Genomic DNA, 24,635 nt, shown 5'->3' on the forward strand with positions numbered 1-24,635 from the left:
GGAACCTATCAATCCCCGATGCCGAGCCCGGCGGTGCAGGCGGGCCAGGCGCCCCAGCCCTGCCGCGCCCTGGTCACCTCGGCGATGGCGATCTGCTCCTCGCGGGTGGCCAGATCGGCGCGCGGCGCGTACTTGGTGCCGCCCTGCCGCTCCCAGGTGCTCTGGTCGAACTGGATGCCGCCGTAGTAGCCGTTGCCGGTGTTGATCGACCAGTTGCCGTTGGCCTCGCACTTGGCCAGCGCGTCCCAGACCGCGCCGTCGCGCACCGTCGGCACCTCGGTGCCGGGCTTGGCGCCCTTGCGCACCGTCTTCGGCTGCGCGGGCACGCTGACCGTGCTGCCGATCTGCTCGCGCCCGACCTCCCGGCCGTTCACGGTGGTGACGGCGAAGGTCACGTCCTGCACGCCGGGCACGCCCTGGCTCTCCACCACGGTGCGGCTCTGGTTCAGCTCCGGATCCTCGACCACGGTCTCCGGCGGCGGCAGCGGCATGGTCTCGATCTTCTGCTCGGTCCTGGTGCGGGTGACGGTGACCCGCATGCCGTCGACGAGCTTGGTGTCCGCGGCGGGCTCGACGGTGTCCTGCTGCTGCAGCGGCACGCCGGCCACCCGGAGCAGCTCGCCCACGGTCGGCGCGGCCAGCCGCAGGTCGACCGCGGGCACTCCGCCGTCGGCCAGCGAGACCAGGCGCGGGCTCGCGATCTGCAGCGAGCCGCCCGCCAGCGGCAGCCGGTCGTCGCGGGCGGGCCAGACGTACATGTCGCCGGGGAGGTTCAGCTGGGCCAGCGCGTCGCCCGCGGTGAGCCCGGTGGTCCACACCTTCTCCGGCTTGCCGTCGATGGAGAGCTCCACCTGGCGGGCCCGGTTCACGGTGATGGTGGCGCCGTCGGAGAGGCCGTTGCCGACGCCGGGCCGCACCAGGTCGCGGTCGCTCAGCTCGAACCCGGCGGCCCGCAGCACGCCACCGACATCGGTGGACATGGTGGTGAAGATGGTCTGCTCGCCGTCGACGACGATGGTCACGGTCTTCCGGTTCACGATGGCCAGCGCCGAGCCGACGATCAGCGTGAGCAACAGGGCGGCCACCGCGCTGTAGAGCAGCGGCGAACGCGACCGGTTGATCCGCGTGAAGTGCGACATGATCACAGGACGGTAACGAAGCGAACGGCTCTCGGCAACCGTGCGAATGTGAACAGCGTCCTTCCAGGTCACGGCGCGATATCGGAGCCGCAGGTAGATAACGCCCTGATCGCGGCGAAAGTGACCCAGGACACACTACTGTTTTCGATCATGGAGAGCCGGAAACCCTGGAGATCGGCGGTTACCGCAGCCGGTACACCCGGCGGGCAGTGGCGGTGCTGATCTCGGCCAGCTCCGCCGGGTCCTCGCCGCGCACCTCGGCCAGCGCGCGCACGGTGTACGGCAGGCAGTAGGACTCGTTCGGCGCACCGCGGAACGGGTGCGGCGTCAGGTACGGCGCGTCGGTCTCCACCAGCAGCTGCGCGCCGGGCACCACCGTGGCCGCCTCGCGCAGCTCGTGCGCGTTCTTGAAGCTCACGGTGCCGGAGAAGCTCAGCACGTACCCCTCGGCCACGCAGGCCTGCGCCATGGCGGTGTCGCCGGAGAAGCAGTGGAAGATCACCGTCTCCGGGGCGCCCTCGTCCAGCAGGACGGTGAGCAGGTCGTGGTCGGCTTCCCGGTTGTGGATCATGAGCGGTTTGCCGAGCCGCTTGGCCAGGTCGATGTGCCAGCGGAAGCCCTCGACCTGGGTCTCCACGTCGGCGCAGCCCTCCAGCTTGCCCGGCCAGTAGTAATCCAGCCCGGTCTCGCCGACCGCGACCACCCGCGGGTCGGCGGCGAGCCGCTCCAGCTCGGCCTTGGCGGCGTCGTCGAGGGCGTTGGCCCGGGTCGGGTGCAGCGCGACCGCCGCGTAGACCCGGTCGTCCCAGTGCGCGGCCTGGACCGCGAAGCGCGCGGCGGCCAGATCGTCGGCGACCGTGACGATCGTCCCGACCCCCACCGCGGCGGCCCGGTCGACCAGCGCGGTGACGCCCGCGGGGTCCGTCGCTCCGCAGGCGTCGATGTGGGTGTGCGCGTCGACCAGCGGCGCGAGCGGCTCCGGCGGCTCCGGCGCGGGCCGGGTGCGGCTCATCGGAGGCTCCTGGCGATATCGAGGGGAAGCGGGGCTGGCACGCGCATTACAGTAGACACACCATGAGCGAAGCCTTCTACCTCACCACGGCCATCGCCTATCCGAACGGCGCACCGCACATCGGGCACGCGTACGAGTACATCTCGTCCGACGCGCTCGCCCGGTTCAAGCGGCTCGACGGATACGACGTCTTCTTCATGACCGGCACCGACGAGCACGGCCAGAAGATGCAGCAGACCGCGCAGGCCGAGGGCGTCCCGGTGGAGGAGCTCGCCGCGCGGAACTCCGACGTCTTCGAGGCCATGGACAAGGCGCTCGACATCTCCTACGACCGCTTCATCCGCACCACCGACGCGGATCACCTGGCGGCCAGCGTCGCCATCTGGGAGCGGATGCTCGCCAGCGGCGACATCTACCTGGGCAACTACTCGGGCTGGTACTCGGTGCGCGACGAGGCGTTCTACACCGAGGAGGAGACGGTGCTGCGCGACGGCACCCGCTACTCCGTCGAGACCAACACCCCGGTCACCTGGACCGAGGAGTCCAACTTCTTCTTCCGGCTCTCCGCCTACCAGGACCGGCTGCTCGCGCTCTACGAGGAGCACCCCGAGTTCATCGCCCCCGCGACCCGGCGCAACGAAATCGTCAGCTACGTCAAGGCCGGGCTCAAGGATCTCTCCATCTCGCGCACCACCTTCGACTGGGGCGTCCCGGTGCCCGGCCACCCCGACCACGTCATGTACGTGTGGGTGGATGCGCTCACCAACTACCTCACCGGCGCCGGCTTCCCCGATACGGAATCCGAGTCCTTTCAGCGCTTCTGGCCCGCCGACGTGCACATCATCGGCAAGGACATCACCCGCTTCCACACGGTGTACTGGCCCGCCTTCCTGCTCTCCGCCGGGCTGGAGCTGCCGAAACGCGTGTTCGTGCACGGGTTTCTGTACAACAGGGGCGAGAAGATGTCGAAGTCGGTCGGCAATGTGGTCGACCCGCTCGCCCTCGTCGACGCCTACGGGCTCGACGCCGTGCGCTTCTTCCTGCTCCGCGAGATCTCCTACGGGCAGGACGGGAATTACAGCCACGAGGCGATCGTCGGGCGGATCAATACCGATCTCGCCAACGAGTTCGGCAATCTGGTGCAGCGCAGCCTGAAAATGGTCGCCCGCGATTTCGCCTCCGTCGTTCCGGCTCCCGGGGAATTCACCGCCGAGGATCAGGCCCTGCTCGACCGGGCCAACGGGCTGCTCGAGCAGGTGCGCGCCGAATTCGACCAGCAGCAGCTGCATCTCGCGCTGGAAGCGCTCTGGCTCACGCTCGGCGAGGCGAACAAGTACTTCTCGGCGCAGCAGCCGTGGGCGCTCGCCAAGGCCGGGGACACCGCCCGCGAGGGCACGGTGCTCTACGTGACGCTGGAGGTCGTGCGGATCGTCGCGATCCTGGTGCAGCCGGTGATCCCCGGTTCGGCGGGGCGGATTCTCGATCTGCTCGCCCAGCCGAACCGCACCTTCGCCGATATCGCGAATCCGCTGGCCGCGGGGGTGCAGTTGCCGGAGCCCGAGGCGGTTTTCCCGCGATTCATCGAGCCGAAATAGCGGCTTCACTAGACTCCCTACCGATGGTGAATCCCTGGTAGATCGGAGTCGGTATGACGAAGACGCTGAACTCGCTGTCCGAAGAAGAATACGTTCTGGTCCGCAGCACCAAGAAAGGCCGGCTCGTCGAGCTCGACGAGGACGAGCTGCTCCGGCTGCACACCCGCGTGCGGCGGGCGCGCAATAAATTCGTCAAGATATACCGCCGATCCGGCGCCGCGAAGGTCGAAGCCAAGGGCGCGCGCGGCGCCGGAAAGGCCGCGAATGTTCGCAACGCGGCCAAGGTGGAGATCTTCGAAGGCGCGCTCAGCAGGGTGAGCCGCCAGCTGGCCACGGCCTCGAAGCGAAATGCCCGCAAGTTGAAAGACGAGCGGCTCGCCCTCGCCCGCGCGGACGCCCCGTCCTTCAGCGACGTCGACACAACCACCGGAAAGGTCGACTCGCCGGGGCGGGCGCGCGTCGATACCACCCGCCGCTCTCCCGGCCGGAAGAAGTTCGAGGCTTCCAGCATCGCGGCCGGTACCCGGCGCCAAGCAAAGAAGGACCAGCGCTAGCGGCACCGCCGCCGGGAACTCGAGGGGCCATGAGCCGGCATCGGTCCACCACAGGTGGCCGCGCCGCAGCTCGCCGACCCGGATCGAAACCCCGGTCGGCGAGCGGCGAAACGCGCTACTTCCAGGCGCCGAAGAGGCGATCGGCCTCCTTGGCCAGCGCGGCCTGCAGGAACGGGCCGAAGCTGACCCGCGCGACCCCGGCGTCGGCCAGCTCCTTCAGGTTCGGCGCGTCGGGGATGCCGATGACGTTCACCGGCTTCGACAGCTCGGAGGTGAGCCGGCGCAGGTCGGCGTCGCTGTGGCGGCCGACCGGGTAGAGCACGTCGGCACCCGCCTCGACGGCGAGGTTCAACCGGGCGATGGCGCGGTCGACGCGATCGCTCTCGTCCCCGTCCTGGCGGAGGAAGAGGTCGGTGCGGGCGTTGACGACGACGTGCACGCCCGCCGCGTCGGCGAACTGCCGCAGCCCGCGCACGAGCTCGGCGTGCTCCTCGGCACCGCGCAGCCGCTTGCCCTCGCTGTGCACGGTGTCCTCGATATTGAGCCCGATGGCCCCCGCCTCCAGCAGCCCGTCGATGAGCTGCGCGGGCTCCAGCCCGTAGCCGGACTCGATGTCGACCGAGACCGGGACGTCGACGGATTCGGTGATCTGCTTGGCGCGGGTGAGCAGCTCGGTGTAGCTCATGCCCTCACCGTCGGGCCTGCCGATGGAGTCGGCGACCGGGTGGCTGCCGACGGTGAGCGCGGAAAAGCCGGCGGCGACGGCGAGATTCGCCGACCACGCGTCCCACACCGTGGGCAGGACGGCGGGGGCGCCGGGGCGGTGCAGTTCCAGGAACGTCTTGGCCTTGCTCTCCAGAGAGGTCATGCCCCGATCATGCTTCGTTCCCGCGGTTCCCGCATACCCGCCGGTCAGCCGGGTGCGTCGGCGCGGCGGGCGGCGAGCACGGCGTCGTAGAGCGCGCGGCGGGGGGCGCCGGTCTCGGCGGCGAGGTCGGCGCAGGCGTCCTTGAGCCGGATGCCCGCGGCGACCCTCGCCTCGACCTCGCCGACCAGGTCGGCGGGGTCGGCGGTGACCGGGGCGGCGCCCGCGAGCACCACGGTGATCTCACCGCGGACGCCGTCGGCGGCCCAGGCGGCGAGCTCGCCGAGGGTGCCGCGCACCACCTCCTCGTAGGTCTTGGTGAGCTCGCGGCAGACGGCGGCGCGGCGGTGGGGGCCGAGCACCGCGACGGCGTCGGCGAGGCAGTCGGCGAGCCGGTGCGGCGCCTCGAAGAAGACGCAGGCGCGGGGTTCGGCGCGCAGCGTGCCGAGCCACTCCCGGCGCGCGCCCTGCTTGCGCGGGGCGAAGCCGTCGAAGCAGAACCGCTCGACCGGAAGCGCCGAGAGCGCGAGCGCCGTGGTCACCGCGGACGGCCCCGGCAGGCAGGTGACGGGGAGGTCGCGCTCGGCGCAGGCGGCGACGAGGCGGTAGCCGGGGTCGCTCACCGACGGCATGCCGGCGTCGGTCACCAGCAGCACCGTCCTGCCGTCCGCGATCTCGGCGAGCAGCGCCGGGATGCGCGCCGCCTCCACGTGGTCGTAGAAGCTCACCACCCGGCCGGTGATCTCGACGCCGAGCGCCTTGGCCAGCGAGCGGGTGCGCCTGGTGTCCTCGGCCGCGACCACGTCCGCCGCGCCGAGCGCAGCGCGCAGCCGCTGCGAGGCGTCGCCGATCTCGCCCATCGGCGTCGCCGCCAGTACCAGCCTGCCCGGTTCGGTCACGGTGCTCCATTCTCCACCGCCTACGATCGGGGCGTGACCCAGGTGACCGGCCAGCGCGCGACGGCGCCCTCCGTGCCCCCGCCCGCGCGGTCCGGCCCGGCGCCGCGGCGCCCGGTCCCGGACTTCGGCCCGGTCGACACCGCGCGCGGCTGGATCGTCACCGGCGTGCTCACCCTGATCGCGGCGCTCACCCGCTTCGCCTACCTCGGCTACCCCACCGACGCGGGCACCCCGGTCTTCGACGAGAAGCACTACGCGCCGCAGGCCTGGCAGATGCTCACCGGCAACGGGGTCGAGGACAACCCGGGCTACGGCCTGGTGGTGCACCCGCCGGTGGGCAAGCAGCTGATCGCCATCGGCGAGGCGATCTTCGGCTACAACGCCTGGGGCTGGCGCTTCTCCGCCGCGGTCGCCGGAACGCTGCTGGTGCTGCTGGTCATCCGGATCGTGCGCCGGATGGCGCGCTCGACGCTGGTCGGCGCGATCGCCGGGCTGCTGCTGATCGCGGACGGGCTGACCTTCGTCTCCTCCCGCATCGGCATGCTCGACATCTTCATGGCGCTCTTCGTGGTCGCCGCCTTCGGCTGCCTGATCGTGGACCGGGACGAGGTCAGGCACCGGCTGGCGCTCGCCGACTTCGAGGACCGCGCCGCGTTCACCGCGTGGGGGCCGCGGGTCGGGGTGCGCTGGTGGCGGTTCGGCGCGGGGGTGCTGCTCGGGCTGGCCTGCGGCACCAAGTGGTCGTCGGTCTACTTCATCGTGGCGTTCGGGCTGCTCAGCGTGGCATTCGATGTGGCGGCGCGGCGCACCTACGGGGTGCCGCGGCCGTGGCTCGGCACGCTGGTGCGCGATGTCGGGCCCGCGCTCTACGCGCTGGTGCTGATTCCGCTGCTGGTGTATCTGGGCAGCTACGCGGCGTGGTTCGCGAGCGAGGTCGGGGTGTACCGCTGGGCGGTGGGCAACCAGGTCGGCACCGGCGGGCCCTTCGCCTTCGTGCCGGACGCGCTGCGCTCGCTCTGGTACTACAGCGGCGAGAGCCTGCGCTTCCACTCCGAGCTCACCAACTCCGCGGGCAACCACCACCCGTGGGAGTCCAAGCCGTGGACCTGGCCGATGGGGCTGCGGCCGATGCTCTACTACTACGCCGACGGCGGCGTCACCGGCTGCGGCCAGACCCAGTGCGTCAAGGCGGTCATGCTGGTCGGTACCCCGGCGCTGTGGTGGATCGCCTTTCCGGCGCTGGCCTGGATGGTCTGGCGCGGCATCGTCCGCAGGGACTGGCGCTACGCCGCGGTGCTCGCCGGGTACGGCGCCGCCTGGCTGCCCTGGTTCCTCACCCTCGACCGGCAGATGTACTACTTCTACGCGGTCGCGCTGGCGCCCTTCCTGGTGATGGGGGTGGCGCTGGTGCTCGGCGACGTGCTCGGCCCGGCCCGGCGGCTCCCGCTGCCGCGCGGGGTGCCTGGCCCCGCGCGCGCGCCGAGCGAACGGCACAGCCTGGGGCTGCTCGCCGTCTGCCTCTACCTGGGGCTGGTGATCGCCAACTTCGTCTGGCTCTGGCCCATCCTCACCGCCCTGCCGATCACCCCGGGCAACTGGCACGACCACCTCTGGCTGCCCAGCTGGCGCTGATCAGGTCGGCGGGTTGGCCTCCAGCGCGGAGCGGATGTAGCGCAGCGCGCTGCGGTCGTCCAGGCCGAGCCGCCGGATGGCGGCGACGTACTCGGTGGCGGCCCGCCCCGCGAGGTCGCGGGTGGGGTCGCCGGAGGAGGCGATGAAGGTGCCCTGCCTGCCCCTGGTCTCCAGCACCCCGTCGGCCTCCAGCTCCCGGTAGGCGCGGGCGACGGTGTTCGGGGCCAGCCCGAGCTGCCCGGCCAGCGCCCGCACGGTCGGGATCTTGGTGCCCGCGGTGAGCGCGCCGGAGCGCACCTGAGCCACGACGCCGATCCGCAGCTGCTCGTAGGGCGGCACCGCGGAATCATGGGTGATCTCCAGCTCCAGCACGGCTCACACCTCGTCGCGGGCGATCGGACAGGAGAGGCAGCGCGGCCCGCCGCGCCCCGAGCCGATCTCCGAGCCGGGGATCGGCAGCACCTCGATCCCGGCATCGCGCAGCCGGGTGTTCGTCATCTCGTTGCGCTCGTAGGCGACCACGACGCCGGGGGCGAGCGCGAGCGTGTTGTTGCCGTCGTCCCACTGCTCGCGCTCGGCGGTGACGCCGTCCAGCCCGGTGTCGATCACCCGGAGCTTGCCGATCCCCATGGCCTCGGCCGCCGCGGGCAGGAAGGGGTCGGGCCCGGCCATGCTCACCCCGCCGTCGCCGGTGCGGCCACCGTAGCCGTCCTCGCGGCGAATGGTGAAGGCGGTCAGCGAATCCCGCACCGCCGGGTACATGACGACGGCGTCGGTGTCGACCATGGTGCAGACGGTGTCCAGGTGCATGGTGGCCCGGTTCTGCGCGATCGGCACCACCAGCACGGTGTGCGCGAGGTCGTCGTCGAAGAGGCTGCGCGCCAGCGCCTCCGCCCCGGCTGGGGTGGTGCGCTCGCCCACCCCGACCGCGACGACGCCGGGCGCGAGCAGCAGCACGTCGCCGCCCTCGATCGGCGCGGTGTGCGATTCGTAGGCCCGCCGCACCCCGAGGAAGCGCGGGTGGAAGGCGTAGATCAGGTCGGTGAGCGAGGTCTCCCGGCCGCGCGCGGGCAGCGCGAGCGCGGTGATCGCCACCCGCGGCCCGACCCAGAACGACGAGTCCCTGGTGAACATGAGGTTGGGCAGCGGGTCGATGACGAAGTCGCTGCCGTGGTGCATGCGCCGTACCAGCGAGGCGGTGTCGGGGCCGAACGGCAGCTCGTCGAAGGTCATCCCGGCGATCAGCACGTTCGCCAGCTCCGGGCCGGGCACCCCGCGCAGGTGCGCGGCGAGCTGCTCGGCGAGCGGGTGGCCGAGCCGGCGCGCGTCCACCGCGCCCGCGATGCCCTGCACGCGCGCGGCGCCGCTGACCCCGAGCGTCTCGGCGAGCAGCTCGCCGAGCAGCAGCACCTCGACGCCGCGGTCGCGCAGCGTGGCCGCGAAGGTGTCGTGCTCCTGCTGCGCCCGCTCGACCCACGGGATGGCGTCGAAGAGCAGCTGGTCGTTGTTGCGCGGGGTGAGCCTGCGCAGTTCGTCGCCGGGGCGGTGCAGCAGCACCGCCCGCAACCGGCCGACCTCGGAGGTCACCGAGAGCCGGTCCTTCGCCCCGTTCCCGTCGTCCATGGAACGACCGTAGTCGCACCCGCCGCGCACGGCACGGCGATTCGGTCCCGGACGGAAGGAACCTGAAGTATTGTTGAGGTGAATGGAGGAGCCCGATGACGACTGCCGATTGGCGTACGAAGGAGCTGACCCCCGGCCAGCTCTCCGAGCGAAGCGGAGTGGCCGTCTCCGCCCTGCACTTCTACGAGCGCGAAGGTCTCATCTCGAGCCGCCGCACCAGCGGGAACCAGCGACGCTACACCAGGGAGACGCTGCGCCGGGTGGCCTTCATCCGGATCTCGCAGCGGGTCGGTATTCCGCTCAGCGAGATCAGGGACGCGCTCGACCGGCTGCCCGCCGGCCGCACCCCGACCCGCCGCGACTGGGAGACGCTCTCCACCGCGTGGCGCACCGACCTGGACGAGCGGATCACCCAGCTGGTCCGGCTGCGCGACAACCTGACCGGCTGCATCGGCTGCGGCTGCCTCTCGCTCGGCAGCTGCCGGCTGGCCAACGAGGGCGACCGGCTCGGCAACGACGGGCCCGGCGCCCGGGTGCTCGACGTGCACCTGAACTGCCCGGACACCGCCGAGTGCGAGCCCTCGGGCGCCTGCGAGCCGTGCGAGCCGATGGAGAGCGTCGGCTAGCGCCGCGGCTCGCGCAGTAACTTGGCGAACTTCCTCGACGCCTGCCCGATCACGAACTCGTAGGGCAGCGCGAACTTCCGCTTCCACCAGTAGGCGAAGCGGATGTCGAACGAGGTGAAGACGAGGAAGCGGTCCTTCTCGATGCCCTTCACGATGGCGGCGGCCACCTTCTCCGGCGCGACGGCGTGCCCGGTGAAGCGGTCGTGCAGCCGCCTCACCCTCGGGTCCTCCTTATCGATGCCGACCAGGTCGAAGGAGCGCACCAGCGGGGTGTTCACCGCGCCCGGCGCCACCACGTGCACCGAGATGCCGTGCGGCGCGAGGTCGAAGCGGAGCACCTCGGAGACGCCGCGGATGCCGAACTTGCTGGCGCTGTAGGCGGCGTGCCAGGGCAGCGCGATCAGCCCGGCCGCCGAGGAGACGTTCACCAGCGCGCCGCCGCGCCCGGCCCGGACCATCGGCGGCACGAAGGTCTCGATGACGTGGATCGGCCCCATGAGGTTGACCTCGACCATGCGCCGCCAGTGCCGGTGCTCCAGGTTCTCCACCGTGCCCCAGGCCGAGGTGCCCGCGATGTTCAGCACGATGTCCAGCGCCACGTGTTCGCTGTGCACCGCCGCGGCGAACTCCCTGACCGCGTCGTAGTCGGTGATGTCGAGCGCGCGAACGGCGAGCACCGTCCCGCCCGCGGCGCGCACCAGATCGGCGGTCGCGGTCAGCCCCGGCTCGTCGATATCGGTGAGCACGAGCTGGCCGCCCTGCTCCGCCAGCGCCACCGCGGTGGCCCGCCCGATACCGCTCGCGGCCCCCGTCACCAGCGCTTTCGCATTCCGCAGGGCCACCTTGCGGCGCCGTCGGATACCAACCACAGCCACAGCACGTTCCTCTCGTCAGCGGGCGTCCCGTTGTCGCAGGGTACTTCGATGTGGCCGGTGCTCCGGCGGGCCGTGCTCAGCGCCCGAGCACCGCGAGCATTCCGGCGACCGCCCGCGGCCAGGTGAACTGCTCGGCCCGGCTGCGCGCGGCCAGCCTCCGGCCCGCCATCGGCATGGCCAGCACGCCGTCCACCGCGCGGGCGAAGGCGGCCGGGTCGTCGGCGGCGACGGCACCGCACTCGGCGGTGACGATGTCGGCGAGCGCGGAGGAGCGGCTCGCCACCACCGGGGTGCCCGCGGCCAGCGCCTCCAGCGCGGCCAGCCCGAAGGTCTCGTGCGGGCCGGGCGCCAGCGAGACGTCGGCGGTGGCGAGCAGCGAGGCGACCCGGTTGCGGTCGGTGATGAACCCGGTGAAGTGCACCGCGGGCGCACCGCCCGGCAGCTTCGGCAGCATCCGGGCGCGCCGCTCCAGCGCCTCCCGGCGCGGGCCGTCCCCGGCCACCACCAGCCGCGCGCCGATCCCGGCGTCGGCCAGCTCGCCGATGGCCTCGATGCTCCGATCCACCCGCTTCTCCACCGAGAGCCTGCCGCAGTGCACGAGCAGCGGGTGCCCGGCGACGCCGAGCTCGGCGCGCAGCCCCGCGTCCACCCGGCTCGGGCTGAAGAGCTCCAGGTCGACGCCGAGCGGCACCAGCTCGACGTTCGGGACGTCGATCCGGCGGAACTCGGCGCGGGCGAACTCCGTGGTGCAGACCACCACGTCGTACTGCTCGGCGGTGCGGCGGTTGGCGATATCGGCGCAGCGCCGCGCGGCCGGGCCGGGCAGCACCTGGCCGAGCAGCCGGTCCAGCCGCTCGTGCGAGATCATCACGCTCGCCACATCGCGCCTGCGCGCCCAGGTGCCGAAGCCGCGCAGGGTGAGCCGGTCGGAGACCTCGAGCACATCCGGCCGCAGCCCGGTCAGCACCTCCGCCACCCGGCGCGGGTCGGCCGCGCGGTAGCCGCCGGTGCACGGGATCGGCAGCGCGGGCAGGGTGATGCGGACGGCGCCGGCGGGCAGCACCTCCTCGGCGCGGCGCGGGCCGGGCACGATCAGCACCACCTCGTGGCCCGCGCCGACGTAGCCCTCCCCCAGGTGGTGCAGCGCGGTGCGCAGCCCCCCGGAGCGCGGGCCGTAGAAATTGGCGAGCTGCACGATGCGCACCCGCCGATCGTGTCGGCGGCGGAGTGCCCGGCGCCCAACGCCGTGTGAACGCCGTACGAAGAGGCGACGAACCGCGCGCTTCAGCGCGCGGGCGAGGCGCGATCCGGCCGCGGCAGGTCCAGGTCGAGCGGGATCCGCCCCTCGGCCAGGTGCACCTCGGCCTGCTCGGCGGGCATCGGCCGGGCGATCAGGAACCCCTGCGCCCGGTAGCAGCCCAGCCCGACCAGGGTGCGCGCCGCGACCGGCGTCTCCACCCCCTCGCCGACCACGCCGAGCCCGAACGAGCCGGCCAGCCCGATGATGGACTTCACGATGGCCAGGTCGTCGGCGCTGGCGCCGAGCCGCTGCACGAAGCCGCGGTCGATCTTCACCGCGTCCACCGGCAGCGCCTTGAGGTGCGAGAGCGAGCTGTACCCGGTGCCGAAGTCGTCGATGGCGATCTGCACGCCCATCCGCTTGAGCCCGCGCAGCGTCACCTGGGTGCGGGAGAGGTCCTGCACCACGACGTGCTCGGTGATCTCCAGGCAGATCGAGCTGCCCTCGATGCCGAACAGCCGCAGCATGTCCTCGATCCGCTCGACGAAGTCCAGGCTGACCAGCTGCACCGGCGAGACATTGATCCGCATGACCACGTCCGCGGCCAGCCCGCGCCGCCGCCACTCGGCGAACTGCGCGCAGGCCGAGCGGATCACCCAGCGGCCCAGCTCACCGGCGAGGTTGGTGGCCTCGGCCACGCTCACGAAGGCGCCGGGCGGCAGCAGCCCCCTGGTCGGGTGCAGCCAGCGCACCAGCGCCTCCAGCGCGACGATCCGGCCGGTGCGCAGATCCACCTCGGGCTGGTAGTGCAGGATCAGCGAGCCGTCGGCGACCGCGCCGCGCAGGTTCAGCTCCACGTCGTCCTGCAGCTCGAACTGGGCGCGCATGGCGTCGGTGAAGACCGCGACCCCGTTGCCGCCGCCGGACTTGGCCGAGAGCAGCGCGTGGTCGGCCCGGCGCAGCACGTCGGCGACGGTGGTCTCGCCCGGAATGCCCAGCGCCACCCCGACGCTCGCGCCGCGGCTCACCGACTCCCCGCCCACGGTGACCCGGCGTCCGATCAGCTGCTGGATCCGGGTGGCCTCGTTCTCCGCGGCCACCGCGTCCATCGGCTTGACCGGGACGATCACGAACTCGTCGCCGCCGAGCCGGGCGATCATGTCGGTCGGGTCCAGGTTCTCCCGGAGCCGGGCGGAGAGCGAGCGGATGAAGTTGTCGCCCGCGGTGTGTCCCAGAAAGTCGTTGAGCGCCTTCAGCCGGTCCAGGTCGAGGAAGAAGGTCGCGACCGGCCCGGGGCTACCGGCCCGCAACCGCTCCTCCATGTGCTCCAGCAGCGCCCTGCGGTTCGCCAGCCCGGTCAGGTCGTCGTGCAGCGCGATGTAGCGCAGCCGCTCCTCGGCCACCACCCGCGCCTGCAGCTGGGCGAAGAGCGCGGCGATCGCCTTGAGCACATTGAGCTCGCGGGTGCTCCAGTCGCGGTCGCCGACCTTGATGAAGCCGAGCAGCCCGGTCGACTCGCCGCGGGAGAGCAGCGGCACCGCCGCCGAGGTCACGTAGGGCAGGCCGGAGGCGCGGCGGATGGTCTCCTGGTAGTCGGCGTCGTCCCTGGTCACCAGGAACGGCTCGGTGGCATTCTCCAGCGCCTTGAAGACCGAGTCGGCCTTGTCGAAGTAGACGACCTCGAGCGGGTCCGGCTCCGGCACGTCCTCGCGCGGCGGCCACTCGGCGATCAGGATGGTCGCGCGGCGTTCGCGGTCGGTATGCCGGACATAGCTGAAATCGACGTCGAAGTACTCCACGAGAGTTGCCAGCACCCGCGCGGTGACCGCCTTCATCGTGGTCGCGTCGACACCCATCAGCTCGGAGGCGACTTCGGTCACCAGTGAGTCGAGTGTCCGCCGAGGCACCTTGTCTCCGATCGCACTAGCCGCTGGTGTCCACGCCCGGCATCGGACGTCGCCTGCTCCGGACCGTCGCGTCGGCGGCCCGGCTCACGCGCAGCGCCAATGCCATGGTCTCACGTTCGGGAACGCCGACGAGGTGTAGGAATCGGTCCCGAAGTGAGGTCAGTGTATCCACGAAGCCGGGGGAAATCGCGGCCAGTTCGCTGACGTCGCGCGCATAGAGGAAGACCGGGGAGATCGGCTGCACCGCAAGACCCGCTCGTTGCGCCGCGATCCACACCCGCTCGGCGGCGACGCCGCCGCGGGCGTAACCGGTCAATCCCGGCCCGTCGACCGTCTCGGCCGGTACCGTCACCACCAGGATCGCGGCCGCCGTGAGCACCCGGTCGCGGGTGCTGTCGCCCAGCGCGGCGCCGCCGGACCAGTCCCGCAGGTGCGCCATGATGTCGGGGCGGCGCGCCACCTCCAGCGCCACCCGCTCGTCCGGCGCGAGCTCCAGGCTGCGCAGATCGATACCGGTCGTCAGGTCCGCATCGGCCGCCCTGACCTCGGCGAACAGCTCGCGGTGCAGCGCGGGCTCCAGGTAGCGCACCCGATCCGACCCGGCCAGGATCGCGGCCGCCTCGGCGAGCGCGTCCGGCTCGCCGACGATCCGCAACATCGCACCCTCCGCCGTTGCGGCGTTGCGCAGCGCGGCGGCGAGCGTCTCGTCCAGTGCGCCGCCGGTGCCGAGCCGGCGATTGGTCTCGCGCCGCAGCGCCAGCGGATAGTCGGCGGCGAGCACCGGATCCCGGTCCCGTCCCAGACGCAACGTCGCGATCAGTCCGTCGCCGGCCGATTCACGCACAGCGACCGGACCGAGGATGCCGAGCGCCGCCGTGGCCGCGCGCGCGTTGTAGAGCGCGGCGCCGAGCGCCACCGCGCTGCCCCGGAAGCGGTGGTCCAGCCCGGTGCGGTAGTCGGTGCGGAGCGCGATCCGGATCTCGCCGGCATCGGCGCTCAGCGTCCACGGCTGCGCATTGCCGCCCGAGGGCGCGCGCTGCGCGCAGTGCAGCACCCGCTCGACGGCGGTGGCGCCGGGCGGGGGCAGGTGCGGGTCCAGCTCGTCCGCTCCGGCGGCCGCGGCGGCGGGCAGCTCCGGCGGCGCCACCCGGTCCAGCTCGGCCTCCAGATCGATCCGGACCCGGCCGGAGGGCAGCGCGCGGCCGAGCCCGATCCGGCGCACCGCGGCGGCCACCAGCGCGCCGCCGAGCATGACCTCGCTGCCCAGCTGCGGCCAGGCCGCCAGGGTCTCGTCGATCTCGACCATGCTGGCGCCCATCCGCGCGGAGATCTGGTCCGCGCCGAGGATGCCCATGACGTAGGGCGCCTTGTCCCTGGAGGCGAGGCCGCGCAGGTCCGCGGCCTTCACCCCGCCGAGCATGCCGTGGAAGGGCTCGCGCTCCGGCTCCAGGTCGTAGCGCTCGATATCGAGCAGCCCGCGGTCGCTGGTCTCCATCACCACCGGCAGCCCGATGCTGCGCGCGTGCTCGCGGACCAGCAGCTTGACGTCGAGCGAGTCGCACTCCTCGACCACCAGCGAGAGCCCGGCCAGGTACTCCGGCATGGCGTCGCCGTCCACGCCGCCGGTGCGGATGTCGACCGGCAGGTACGGGTCCAGCTCGGCGATCCGGCGCGCCGTCACGACCGCCTTGTTCACCCCGATGTCGAAGAGCGTGCCCGGCACCCGGTTCAGATTGGAGAGCGCGATCGCGTCGAAGTCGGCCAGCCGCAGGTAGCCGCAGACCCCCTCCTGCGCCAGCGCGTAGGCGACGGCGTGGCCCACGCTCTGCCCGACCACCCCGATTCGCAGCGCGCCGAGCACCGCCTGCTCGGCGGCGGTGAGCTTGTTCCGGTTGCGGTTCAGCCGCACCGCGCGGAACTCCGGCTCGGCGGGCAGCCCGAGCAGCCGGTTGCGCCACGGGTAGTAGACCCAGCGGTCCCCGGCCGGCGGCGGGGGCTCCGGGATCTCGGCCAGCTCGGCGCGCAGCGGCGCGCGCAGGTCGGTGACCTCGATCCCGGGACGCTCGCGCAGCTCCGCGATGGCGGCCGCGGCGCCGGGGGCGGCCGGGTCGAGGATGAGCGGCCGGTGCGCCGGATCGGGGTCAGCAGCCATGGAAGGGCCGCGGGTCGGGCTCGGGGATGCCGAGTTCGGCCCACTCGGCCCGCATGGCCGTGTACTGGTCGGGCGCCGCGGTGCTGCGGTAGCGCCTGGTGTCCCACCAGATCGGCACCGTGCGGTAGCGCTCGTCCGGGTACGGCACCGGCGCGATGTCGGTGGCGGTGAGGCCACCGCTGGCCGCGTGTCTGCTCGCGGTGAAGGAGGCGACGGTGGCGAAGCAGAAGCGCGCGCCGAGCAGCCGCGGCGCGTGCGCCAGGCAGCGCGAGATCGCCGCGCCGAGCTCGTTGCGGTACGGGGTCTCCCTGGTCACCCAGGCGCCGCGCCCCTCGACCACGCCGAACGGCAGCCGGCCCGCCATCATCATGCGCAGCGCGCTCTCGCCGGGGCGGCCCTCCCAGGCCAGCAGCGAGGTGGCGTCGGTGACCCGCCGGTACCGGCCCTGCACCCGGACCCCGGCCACCATCCGGCCCGCGGCGTCGGTGGCGGTGCAGAAGAGCGCGGTGGTGTCGCCGTCGGCGGTGGCGGGGAGCTCCAGCGCCCGCTCCACCCCGAAGTGCCGGTAGGTGCGCAGCGCGCCGTCCAGGTAGCGGGCCCACAGCACCGGCTCCGCAGCCGGCGTTGCCAACCGGATGCGGCAGCCGGAGGCCCGGTCGAGGAAGTGGCCGCCGGCGGTGGCGATCGTGGGCCGCGAACGGTCGTCGGGTGCGCCCGCGGGGCCGACTGCGAGTGTTTCGACAGTCATGTGGTCAACTCCTGCTACCGCCGCCGGGCGGCCCTCGAACCGATGCGGCAGCCTGCTCGAACGTACTGTCCGGTTCGCCCGCCAGTGGAAGTATCCGTCATTCGACAGGAATTGACCACTTATCCGGTTAATCTCCCGTGACCATGTCACATTTCTATTAATTCGCGTCGAGGCCCGAGCGGTGTGCAATAGGGGGTGTTACCGGATAGACCGGCCGGTCTCCTCATGGCAACCTGCTGGCAACCTAGCAGGAAGGGTGCTGGTCAGACCAGTATCGAGATGAACAATTCGACCGAGTCCGGCTTGCGCCACACCTCGATCTCCTCCCGGTAGGCCCGGGTGATCTCGGCCGACGCGGTGGCGTCGTCGACCTGGGCCCAGACGTCCTCGACGGGGTCGTGGTAGTCGCCGTTCGGCTCGAATCTGGCGAAGACGCCCTTCGGCACCCGCACCAGCACGTCGCCCACCGGGACCTCCGCGGGGCCCGGGTAGTCGAGGCACACGACGGCGTTGTAGCTCCCGGCCGGGTCGGGCACGTAGAGCGTGTAGAGCATGCGCTCGGCGATATCCCGATCGCGCAGCCGGTCCTTCAGGAATTCGATCAGGTCGCTGTTGCTGACCTTGAAGCTGGGGCGCACGCGGGGGACGACGAGCCCGCCGTAGATCGCCTGCGGGCGCACCGCGATCGTGTAGGTCATCGCGGCTCTACCGCCAGGTAGAGCTCGATCTTGTAGGCGTGCGGATACCACTCGAAATCACCGGAGTAGGTGCGCTTCAGCTGATTGTGTTCCTCGGCGTACGATATTTGCGTCCACAAATCCGTCATAATCTGCGGGAAATTACCCATCGACGAGAATTTCGCATACTTTCCGCGTGGCAACCTGGCCACGATATGACCCCTCGTGACTTCCTCGAACGACGAACACCGATATCCGACGATCTGGGTGTTGTACGTCCCGAGCTCACCCGAGTAATCGGTGTAGGCACTGGCGAGCGGACCACCGAGGTCCTGGTGCAGCACCGCTGCCCAGGCCGCCTCCAGCGCCTGGTCCCGCAGCTCTCCGAGCGCGCGCTTCGGGCTGCGCACCGGCAGCCCGGCAACCCACGTCTCGTCCCGCTCGACGATTTCGAACTGCATGGATCGACTCTTTCGGGTGAAACCGGGGTAGCTCCAGCCAAGGGGCTCTTCGGAGGTGCCATGCTATCAACCCGGAGATCCGATCATCGATCGCCCGGCCGTGGCGTCGGTCATTCCCGCCGCGGCATTGATCGACACCCGGTATCGGATTCCTGCGCCGACGAAGGGAAAGTGAACCATCGGTAATCCGGAAGTTCCCGACCGAATCGGAACAACGGGCCGGAAATCCGGCCGCATCACCGACCCCGCCCTGATCACCGCCGTGCGCTCGATCGCGGAGCTCGACGCCGCTGTCACGGATTGTTTCGGCTGCCCCCGGCTGGTCGCCTGGCGGGAGCGGGTGGCGCGGGAGAAGCGCGCCGCCTTCCGCGACCAGCGCTACTGGGGCCGGGCCGTCCCCGCCTTCGGCCCCGCCGACGCCGCGCTGCTCATCGTCGGGCTCGCGCCCGCCGCGCACGGCGCCAACCGCACCGGCCGGATGTTCACCGGCGACCGCAGCGGCGACGTGCTCTACGCCGCGCTGCACGCCGTCGGGCTGGCCAACCAGCCCACCGCGGTCGCCGCCGACGACGGGCTGCGGCTGCACGGGGTCCGGATCACCGCGCCGGTGCACTGCGCGCCGCCGGAGAACAAGCCCACGACCGACGAGCGCGACCGCTGCCGGCACTGGCTCGACCTGGAGCTCGGGCTGCTGGCGCCCACGCTGCGGGCGGTCGTCGTGCTCGGCGGGTTCGGCTGGCAGGCGCTGTTCCCGGTGCTCGCCGCCCACGGCTGGCAGGTGCCGCGCCCGCGGCCGAAGTTCGGGCACGGGGCGCAGGTGACGCTGGCCCCGGTGAGCGCCGGGCGCGGGCCGCTGCACGTCTTCGGCAGCTACCACGTCAGCCAGCAGAACACCTTCACCGGCAGGCTCACCCCCGCCATGCTGGAGCAGGTGCTCGCCGCGGCCGGCAGCGCGGCCGGGCTCCCGGTCAGGACGGACGGGCGATAGCGGCGATCACCACCCGGCCCTCCCACACCGTGACGGTGACGAACTGGCGGTACGTGCGCACGGCGCCGTCCGGGCGGGCCTCGGTGATCACCACGTCGAAGCGGCCGTCCGCCATCTGCGTGATCAGCACGCAGTGCTGCGTATTCGGCGGCACCGAGGCGATGCCCGCGTCGATCACCTCCACCGTGGAGACCGCCGCGTCCGGCGCGGTCACCGCGCGCGCCGCGGTGCCGGAGCGGGTCACGTAGTAGGCGTGCTGGAAGGCGAGGACCGCCTCGGGGCCGGTATCGGTCGAGCCGAGGCCGTTGCCGCGGACCAGCCCGTTCTCCCTGGTCGGCTCGCAGCCGGGGCCGCCGCCGAGGATCGGGTCGGTGATCGCCGCGACCGGCTGGCGCGGGTTCGTCGCCGCCGCGGTGTAGGTGAGCACCACCGCAGCGGTGGCCAGCGAGCCCGCCACCGCCACCAGGCCGACCACCAGCGAGCGGCGCACCCGCGGCTTCGCCGGGGGCGGTTGCTCCGCGGAGGAGAGCCCGGGGGTGAGCATGCCCGGCCAGAGCGGGGGCGCCGCCCTGCCCTTCTTCGGGGGCTGGGGGCGCGGGGGGAGTGGGAGGTCGGTGCGGTCGCGGCGGGCGGCGTCGCGGAGGGAGCCCGGGGGTGGGGGGCCTTCGCCGCGGCGGCGGCCCCGTGGGGTTCCGGAGCGTTGGGCGTCCGGGCGGACGCGGGGTAGTGCGCCGGAATCGGGGGCGTCGGGGCGCGGGCGCTGTGCGCCGGCGGGGCGCGGGGGTAGCGGGGTATCCGGGCGCACCCGCGGCATCTCACCCGAGCGCGGGGCGTCGGGGTGGACGCGGGGTATTGCTCCCGAGGCGGGCGCGTTGGGGCGTACCTGGGGCATCTCACCCGAGCGCGGGGCGTCGGGGTGGACGCGGGGTAACGCTCCCGAGGCGGGCGCGTTGGGACGTACCTGAGGCATCTCACCCGAGCGCGGAGCTTCGGGACGGATACGCGGGAACTCTCCGGAGCGGTACGCGTCCGGCGGCACCCGCGGCATCTCCCCGGATCGGTGCGCACCCCCGGACCGCCTCCCGACCTGCGGAAACTCCCCGGAAGGCGGCTCCACGGGCACCCCCTGCTCACCGAACGGCGTGGCGCCGGTCATCTCACCGCCTCCACGTCGCGGAGCGCCACCCGCAGGCCCCACCCCGAAAGTCACTCCGCTGCGCCGCTGCTCCCCCTGGGGCATGTCACCCCGGCGGCCCGGCGGGTCGTACGGACCGGGTTGCCGAGGGCGCCCCGCTCCGTCGCCGTAGGGCATCATCTCACCGCGACGCCCCACCGCGCGCCCGAACGGCCCCTGCTCGGGAACACCCCGGGGTCCCGTCTCCCGCACCGGCCACGGCTCCGGCGCCGCCCCGCGCGGCGGAACTTCCTCGCCCCGCCCCCACGGCTCCGGCGCAACCCCGCGCGGCGCCACACCCCCGCCCTGCGGTCCCGGCTCGCGCGTCTCCCCACGCGGCGCGGCTCCCCCACTCCGCGACCACACCTCGGGGTCTACCCCCGGCGCTGCGGCCTCCCCACCCCGCGACCACGGCTCTCCGACTCCACGCGGCGCGACCGCATCACCCCGCGACCATGACTCGGGCGCTACCCCGCCCGGCGGAACTCCCCCGCTCCACGGCGGGTCGGGCACCACCCCACGCGACGAGACTCCGGCCCCGGGCGACCACGGCTCGGCCGCTTCACGCGGCGGCACCACCCCACCCCGCGACAACCGCTCGGGCACGACGCCGCGCGACCCCACCTCCGGCTCCGCGGGCAACCGAACCTGCCCCCACTCGTCACTGCGAACCCGCCGGACCATCCCACCGGGAACCCCCGGCCCCCCGGCTCCGGGTTCGGGCGGCGGCGCCCCCTCCCGCTGCGCGTCCGAACGCCGCGAAGAGCCACGACGCCCACTCTCCCGGCGCGCGGCATCGCGAAGCGTCTCACCCCGGGGAGCCGCCCGTCCCGCGGCGCCCCTTTCCCTCGGCTCGGACGCGTTCCACGACATCATGATCTCGCCACACTCCCTCTGCCGGAGCCCCGCACCACCGAGCCCCGTGGGTCCCTCTCAATGCCGTTGTGCAATAACAAGATTGCATATATCCGCTGTTCACGCTGCTCGAATGGGCCGGACCGACCGGAGCGGACAGTCACCCCGCGCACTCCGCAAACTCGCAGTGAACGGCCGCGCTTTCCAGGTGCGCCCCCAATTACGCTGAGCCCGGCGTCTTTCGAACAACCCCGGCACGCCCTGTGATCCAGATCTCCCACCCCGGCGATCCGTCGAGGGAGGTTGCCATTCGGAAGTACCGTTCGGAAGGACGGCACGAACTGCACAGATGTAATTCCGAGGGTTCGCTCAGCGGTCCCCACCGGCGCGCGACGGCGCGTCGAAGGCGGTGATGACGGCCGCCGCCAGAATCAGGGCGGCGGAGACCAGCAGCGCCACCTCGAGCCCGTGGTGGAACGCCCCCTTGCCGGTATTCAGCACCTCGTTGAGCTTCGAGTAGTACGGCAGGTACGGCGTGATGTTGGTGCCCGGCGGGATCCCGCCCCGCTGCACCGCGTCCACCACGAAGGGCTGTAGCTCCGGCGGCAGCCCGAGCTCCGACATCCGCGTCTTCAAATCCGCGGTGAGCAGCGAGTTCACCAGCGCACCGAGCACCGCGACGCCGACCGCCGACCCGACCTGCCGCATCGTGTTCGTCGCCGCGGCCGCCATCCCCGAGTGCTCGGCGGGCAGCCCGGAGAGCACCGCCGAGGTCAGCGGCACCACCGCGACCCCGAAGCCGGCGCCGGCCAGCGCCATGGCGGCGGCGAGCGGCGCGTCCTCGATCGCCCCCTCCAGCGTGTACCGGGTGAGCAGGATGCCGGCGGCCCCGACCAGGCACCCGGCGATCATCGGCGTCCGCGCCCCGCGCCGCGCCACCCAGAACCCCGCGGCCAGCGACCCCAGCACGATGGCGACGGCCATCGGCGTGAACACCGTCGCCGTCCGCGCCCCCGAGTACGAGTGCATGACCTGCAGGTACAGCGCGGTGAAGAAGAAGATGGAGAAGATCCCGAAGTACACGGCGAACGCCACCACCAGCGCACTCCGCACCGCCGGTGGTCGCAGGTACCGCAACTGGAGCATGGGCGCACGCGCCCGGAGCTCGACGACCACGAAGGCGACCAGCGCCAGCGCCCCACCGGCGAACAGCGCGAGCACCGGCGCCGAGGTGTACCCCTCGTGCTCCCCCGCGATGGCGGCATAGATCACCGCGCCGAGGAAGCCCGCGCCGAGCACGAACCCGGCCCAGTCGATCGGCCCGTCCGGCGGATCCGAGCTCTCCGGCACCGACCAGAGCGCCGCGAGCAGCGCCGCCGCGCCGAGCACCAGGTTGAACCAGAAGATCGAGCGCCACCCGTACGCGTGCACCAGCACCCCGCCGAGCACCGGACCGGCGGCCAGCGCCAGCCCGGCCGCCGCCGCCCACACGCCGAGCGCGCGAGCGCGGGCGCGCTCGTCCGGGAAGATCTGGCGCAGCAGCGAGAGCGTGCCCGGCTCCGAGGCCGCCGCCCCGACGCCCATGATGGCGCGGCCGAGGATGAGCAGCGGCACGGTGGCCGCCAGCGCCGCCACCACCGACCCCGCGCAGAACACCACCAGCCCGGCGATCATCACCCGTTTCCGCCCCCACCGGTCGCCGAGCGAGCCGCCCGCCAGCATGAGCCCGGCGAAGACCACCGTGTAGGCATTGACCACCCACTGCAGCGTGCTCACATCGGTGCGCAGCTCGTTCCGGATCGCGCCGAGCGCCACGCTGACGACGGTGGTGTCGAGAAAGGTCACGAACACGACGGCGGTGACCGCCGCGAGTGCCGTCACCGGTCGGGCCGCTGTACTCGGCACCCTGCCCGTCGAACTCACGCGCACAGGGTACGGGGCCACCGGCCCCACCGGTCCGAAGGCAGGGTGAACAGCGGACGACGCTGCGGCACACCGGTTCGACAATCCGGCAGCCGCCCGGCCCGCCGCTACAGCCTCGGCTCCCCCGCCGACCGCAACCACGTCGTCCGCCCCGATCTCACCGGCATCACCCCGGCGATCACCGCCGCCCGGACGCGGCTCGCCTCGCGGCGCACGGATATCGATACGAAAAGAGGCCCCCGCAGTGCGGAGGCCCCTGATCTGGCCGGATGGTGGAGCTAAGGGGAATCGAACCCCTGACCTTCTCGATGCGAACGAGACGCGCTACCAACTGCGCTATAGCCCCGTGCGGCCCCTGGGAACCGCGCTGTGACACTGTATCAGGACGGCGCCGCAGACTCCGAATCGGGGCTGTGAGCTGCGGCAATGCCGCTCACGGCCCCGATCGGGCGCTACTCGCCCGCGGCGCGGCGCATGTCCTCGGTGCGGTTGCGCAGGGCGCGGGCGGCGGCCGGGTCGAAGGTCTCCAGCTGCTCGAAATCGGGAGCCTCGTCGTCCGGTTCCAGCAGGACGGAGCGGCGGCGCAGCAGGCGGGCGGTGTCCCGGTCCATGCCGACGGCGGCGCGGCGTTCCCGGCGCGGGGCGGCCGGCTCGGTCTCGTCCGCCTCGGCGCGCCTGCGGCCGCGGCCGAGCCGGGCGGAGCGGCGGCGCCGGATCTCCTCCTCCATCCGGACCTGCTTGCGCAGGTACGCCAGGTAGCCGACGAGTACGACCAGGCTCAGGCCGGTGCCCCACCACAGCGCGGGGGCGACGGCGAGGCCGAGGCCGCCGCAGAGCAGGCCGGCGAGCATGAGGCCGAGCACGGCGCGCTGCCGGAAGGTGTAGCGGGCGGCGCGGGCGATGGCGTCGGCTTCGGGGTCGTAGCCGCCGCGGCCGCGGCGGGTCGGCACGAAGTCGTCGTCGGCGGGCTCGGCGGGCTCCGCGGTGTCCTGCTCGTCCGCGGGGGCGGGGTCCTCGTCCTCGTAGAGGTCGTCGTCGAGGCGCGCGGGGGCCTTGGCGGGGGCGGGCGGGATGCGCGCGCTCACCCGGGTGGCGGCGTCGGGGTCGGCGTCGGGGTCGGGCGCGTCGTCGTACTCGGCGTCGTCTTCGTACGGCTCGTCCTCGTACTCGGCGTCCTCGGTGCCGGGATCCCGGTCGTCGTCGAGGTCCTCGTCGTCGGCCTCCGAGTCGTTGCGGCCGTCGGCGGTGCGGCCGTCGTCGACCGGGTCGTCGTCGGCGAGGCCGTCGTCCACGTCGTCGTACTCGTCGCCCGCGTCGGCGGCGGCCTCCCCCTCGGTCTCGGGCATGTCGGTATCCGCGGGCCGATCCTCCTCGGTGCGGGGATCGGTGACGGCGTGTTCGTCGTCGGTGACGGGCTCGTCGGCCGAAGTCGTCATCCGATCCTCCGCATCATCGCTCTGGGGAAGCCTTCTCGTGCGTCGGGGTGGCCGGTAGTCGGGATCGCTGTCGTGCGGACCGCTCTTGCGGCGGCGTTTCGAGCCGCCCCGGTACAGCACGCGGGTCGCCAGCGCGGCGTCGGTGGTGCGCCGGATGCGCGGGTGGCGGTTGGCGAGCATGGGAAAGAGCACGAAGACCCACAGCACGACGAGCCCGATCCACAGGATCGAATTCGGCATGTCGTCAACACCTC

21 protein-coding genes and 1 tRNA gene are annotated in these 24,635 nt (G+C 72.5%); 5 read left to right on the forward strand and 17 right to left on the reverse strand.

Annotated features, from left to right (window positions below; all coding sequences use genetic code 11):
- Nucleotides 1-8: 8 nt before the first annotated feature.
- Together AB0H71_RS24365 and AB0H71_RS24370 are read right to left on the reverse strand one after the other, a co-directional pair.
- On the reverse strand, nucleotides 9-1,139 hold the full coding sequence (locus AB0H71_RS24365; protein WP_357025116.1) for a transglycosylase family protein: 1,131 nt from the start codon (nucleotides 1,137-1,139) through the stop codon (nucleotides 9-11).
- 181 nt (nucleotides 1,140-1,320) lie between these two features.
- Complete coding sequence (locus tag AB0H71_RS24370) at nucleotides 1,321-2,151, reverse strand: TatD family hydrolase (protein ID WP_357025119.1); 831 nt, start codon at nucleotides 2,149-2,151, stop codon at nucleotides 1,321-1,323.
- Nucleotides 2,152-2,213: 62 nt separating this feature from the next.
- On the opposite strand from AB0H71_RS24370, the gene metG reads away from it, so the two are divergent.
- Both metG and AB0H71_RS24380 read left to right on the forward strand, forming a co-directional pair.
- A complete protein-coding gene (gene metG / locus AB0H71_RS24375; RefSeq protein WP_357025122.1) occupies nucleotides 2,214-3,746 on the forward strand; it encodes a methionine--tRNA ligase in 1,533 nt (510 codons plus the stop codon).
- A gap of 53 nt (nucleotides 3,747-3,799) precedes the next feature.
- A complete protein-coding gene (locus AB0H71_RS24380) occupies nucleotides 3,800-4,300 on the forward strand; it encodes a hypothetical protein (RefSeq protein ID WP_357025125.1) in 501 nt (166 codons plus the stop codon).
- 115 nt (nucleotides 4,301-4,415) lie between these two features.
- On the opposite strand, the gene AB0H71_RS24385 is transcribed toward AB0H71_RS24380, so the two are convergent.
- The gene (locus AB0H71_RS24385; protein ID WP_357025128.1) at nucleotides 4,416-5,168 is read right to left on the reverse strand and encodes an isocitrate lyase/phosphoenolpyruvate mutase family protein; all 753 of its coding nucleotides are present in this window, start codon (nucleotides 5,166-5,168) and stop codon (nucleotides 4,416-4,418) included.
- Nucleotides 5,169-5,212: 44 nt separating this feature from the next.
- Nucleotides 5,213-6,064: a 16S rRNA (cytidine(1402)-2'-O)-methyltransferase gene (gene rsmI, locus AB0H71_RS24390; RefSeq protein ID WP_357025130.1), complete on the reverse strand. Its 852-nt coding sequence runs from the start codon at nucleotides 6,062-6,064 to the stop codon at nucleotides 5,213-5,215.
- Between the two features lie 33 nt (nucleotides 6,065-6,097).
- Here rsmI and AB0H71_RS24395 point away from each other — a divergent pair, with 33 nt between their 5' ends.
- Complete coding sequence (locus AB0H71_RS24395) at nucleotides 6,098-7,696, forward strand: phospholipid carrier-dependent glycosyltransferase (RefSeq protein WP_357025133.1); 1,599 nt, start codon at nucleotides 6,098-6,100, stop codon at nucleotides 7,694-7,696.
- Here the strand turns inward: AB0H71_RS24395 and AB0H71_RS24400 are convergent, their stop codons facing one another.
- Together AB0H71_RS24400 and AB0H71_RS24405 are read right to left on the reverse strand one after the other, a co-directional pair.
- The gene (locus AB0H71_RS24400) at nucleotides 7,697-8,068 is read right to left on the reverse strand and encodes a GntR family transcriptional regulator (RefSeq protein ID WP_357025136.1); all 372 of its coding nucleotides are present in this window, start codon (nucleotides 8,066-8,068) and stop codon (nucleotides 7,697-7,699) included. It lies immediately after the preceding gene.
- Nucleotides 8,069-8,071: 3 nt separating this feature from the next.
- Complete coding sequence (locus tag AB0H71_RS24405; protein ID WP_357025139.1) at nucleotides 8,072-9,319, reverse strand: arginine deiminase; 1,248 nt, start codon at nucleotides 9,317-9,319, stop codon at nucleotides 8,072-8,074.
- 95 nt (nucleotides 9,320-9,414) lie between these two features.
- Between AB0H71_RS24405 and soxR the strand changes: the two genes are divergently transcribed.
- Nucleotides 9,415-9,945, forward strand: coding sequence for a redox-sensitive transcriptional activator SoxR (gene soxR / locus AB0H71_RS24410; RefSeq protein WP_357025142.1), 531 nt, complete (start codon nucleotides 9,415-9,417; stop codon nucleotides 9,943-9,945).
- On the opposite strand, the gene AB0H71_RS24415 is transcribed toward soxR, so the two are convergent.
- The 7 genes from AB0H71_RS24415 to AB0H71_RS24445 all read right to left on the reverse strand — a co-directional run bounded on the left by AB0H71_RS24415 (nucleotide 9,942) and on the right by AB0H71_RS24445 (nucleotide 18,005).
- Complete coding sequence (locus AB0H71_RS24415) at nucleotides 9,942-10,820, reverse strand: SDR family oxidoreductase (RefSeq protein WP_357025145.1); 879 nt, start codon at nucleotides 10,818-10,820, stop codon at nucleotides 9,942-9,944. The two genes, soxR and AB0H71_RS24415, sit on opposite strands and share 4 nt — an antisense overlap.
- 76 nt (nucleotides 10,821-10,896) lie before the next feature.
- On the reverse strand, nucleotides 10,897-12,024 hold the full coding sequence (locus AB0H71_RS24420; RefSeq protein WP_357025148.1) for a glycosyltransferase: 1,128 nt from the start codon (nucleotides 12,022-12,024) through the stop codon (nucleotides 10,897-10,899).
- A gap of 80 nt (nucleotides 12,025-12,104) precedes the next feature.
- Entirely contained in the window at nucleotides 12,105-13,940 is a 1,836-nt protein-coding gene (locus AB0H71_RS24425; protein WP_357025151.1) for an EAL domain-containing protein, read from the reverse strand.
- A 43-nt stretch (nucleotides 13,941-13,983) separates the two neighbouring features.
- Nucleotides 13,984-16,119 carry an Rv1355c family protein gene (locus AB0H71_RS24430; protein ID WP_357025154.1) on the reverse strand — a complete coding sequence of 712 codons (2,136 nt, stop codon included), beginning with the start codon at nucleotides 16,117-16,119 and terminating at the stop codon, nucleotides 13,984-13,986.
- A complete protein-coding gene (locus AB0H71_RS24435) occupies nucleotides 16,109-16,867 on the reverse strand; it encodes a hypothetical protein (RefSeq protein WP_357025157.1) in 759 nt (252 codons plus the stop codon). The genes AB0H71_RS24430 and AB0H71_RS24435 overlap by 11 nt, the downstream gene beginning before the upstream one ends.
- A 263-nt stretch (nucleotides 16,868-17,130) precedes the next feature.
- On the reverse strand, nucleotides 17,131-17,565 hold the full coding sequence (locus AB0H71_RS24440) for an effector binding domain-containing protein (RefSeq protein WP_357025160.1): 435 nt from the start codon (nucleotides 17,563-17,565) through the stop codon (nucleotides 17,131-17,133).
- On the reverse strand, nucleotides 17,562-18,005 hold the full coding sequence (locus AB0H71_RS24445; protein WP_233020470.1) for a GyrI-like domain-containing protein: 444 nt from the start codon (nucleotides 18,003-18,005) through the stop codon (nucleotides 17,562-17,564). The genes AB0H71_RS24440 and AB0H71_RS24445 overlap by 4 nt, the downstream gene beginning before the upstream one ends.
- Before the next feature lie 250 nt (nucleotides 18,006-18,255).
- Between AB0H71_RS24445 and AB0H71_RS24450 the strand changes: the two genes are divergently transcribed.
- A complete protein-coding gene (locus AB0H71_RS24450) occupies nucleotides 18,256-18,993 on the forward strand; it encodes a uracil-DNA glycosylase (protein ID WP_357025568.1) in 738 nt (245 codons plus the stop codon).
- Here AB0H71_RS24450 and AB0H71_RS24455 read toward each other — a convergent pair.
- The 4 genes from AB0H71_RS24455 to glpR form a co-directional block, all read right to left on the reverse strand.
- Nucleotides 18,974-19,537 (reverse strand): hypothetical protein, encoded by a 564-nt coding sequence (locus tag AB0H71_RS24455; protein WP_357025164.1) that lies wholly within the window; start codon nucleotides 19,535-19,537, stop codon nucleotides 18,974-18,976. The two genes, AB0H71_RS24450 and AB0H71_RS24455, sit on opposite strands and share 20 nt — an antisense overlap.
- Nucleotides 19,538-21,391: 1,854 nt before the next feature.
- Entirely contained in the window at nucleotides 21,392-22,945 is a 1,554-nt protein-coding gene (locus AB0H71_RS24460; RefSeq protein ID WP_357025167.1) for an MFS transporter, read from the reverse strand.
- A 270-nt stretch (nucleotides 22,946-23,215) separates the two neighbouring features.
- Nucleotides 23,216-23,291, reverse strand: a tRNA-Ala gene (locus AB0H71_RS24465).
- 106 nt (nucleotides 23,292-23,397) lie between these two features.
- Nucleotides 23,398-24,621, reverse strand: a complete 1,224-nt coding sequence (gene glpR / locus AB0H71_RS24470; protein WP_357025171.1) for a gephyrin-like molybdotransferase receptor GlpR — start codon at nucleotides 24,619-24,621, stop codon at nucleotides 23,398-23,400.
- Nucleotides 24,622-24,635: the final 14 nt, after the last annotated feature.

Source organism: Nocardia sp. NPDC050697, from assembly GCF_040654395.1.
In the GTDB taxonomy this organism is placed as follows: domain Bacteria; phylum Actinomycetota; class Actinomycetes; order Mycobacteriales; family Mycobacteriaceae; genus Nocardia.

Coding starts and splice junctions, on each gene's coding strand:
- AB0H71_RS24405 (WP_357025139.1), bottom strand. CDS start 9,319: ATGGACGACGGGAACGGGGCGAAGGACCGGCTCTCGGTGACCTCCGAG.
- AB0H71_RS24440 (WP_357025160.1), bottom strand. CDS start 17,565: ATGACCTACACGATCGCGGTGCGCCCGCAGGCGATCTACGGCGGGCTC.
- AB0H71_RS24445 (WP_233020470.1), bottom strand. CDS start 18,005: ATGCAGTTCGAAATCGTCGAGCGGGACGAGACGTGGGTTGCCGGGCTG.
- AB0H71_RS24455 (WP_357025164.1), bottom strand. CDS start 19,537: ATGCTCACCCCCGGGCTCTCCTCCGCGGAGCAACCGCCCCCGGCGAAG.
- metG (WP_357025122.1), top strand. CDS start 2,214: ATGAGCGAAGCCTTCTACCTCACCACGGCCATCGCCTATCCGAACGGC.
- AB0H71_RS24385 (WP_357025128.1), bottom strand. CDS start 5,168: ATGACCTCTCTGGAGAGCAAGGCCAAGACGTTCCTGGAACTGCACCGC.
- AB0H71_RS24370 (WP_357025119.1), bottom strand. CDS start 2,151: ATGAGCCGCACCCGGCCCGCGCCGGAGCCGCCGGAGCCGCTCGCGCCG.
- soxR (WP_357025142.1), top strand. CDS start 9,415: ATGACGACTGCCGATTGGCGTACGAAGGAGCTGACCCCCGGCCAGCTC.
- AB0H71_RS24435 (WP_357025157.1), bottom strand. CDS start 16,867: ATGACTGTCGAAACACTCGCAGTCGGCCCCGCGGGCGCACCCGACGAC.
- glpR (WP_357025171.1), bottom strand. CDS start 24,621: ATGCCGAATTCGATCCTGTGGATCGGGCTCGTCGTGCTGTGGGTCTTC.
- AB0H71_RS24365 (WP_357025116.1), bottom strand. CDS start 1,139: ATGTCGCACTTCACGCGGATCAACCGGTCGCGTTCGCCGCTGCTCTAC.
- AB0H71_RS24380 (WP_357025125.1), top strand. CDS start 3,800: ATGACGAAGACGCTGAACTCGCTGTCCGAAGAAGAATACGTTCTGGTC.
- AB0H71_RS24430 (WP_357025154.1), bottom strand. CDS start 16,119: ATGGCTGCTGACCCCGATCCGGCGCACCGGCCGCTCATCCTCGACCCG.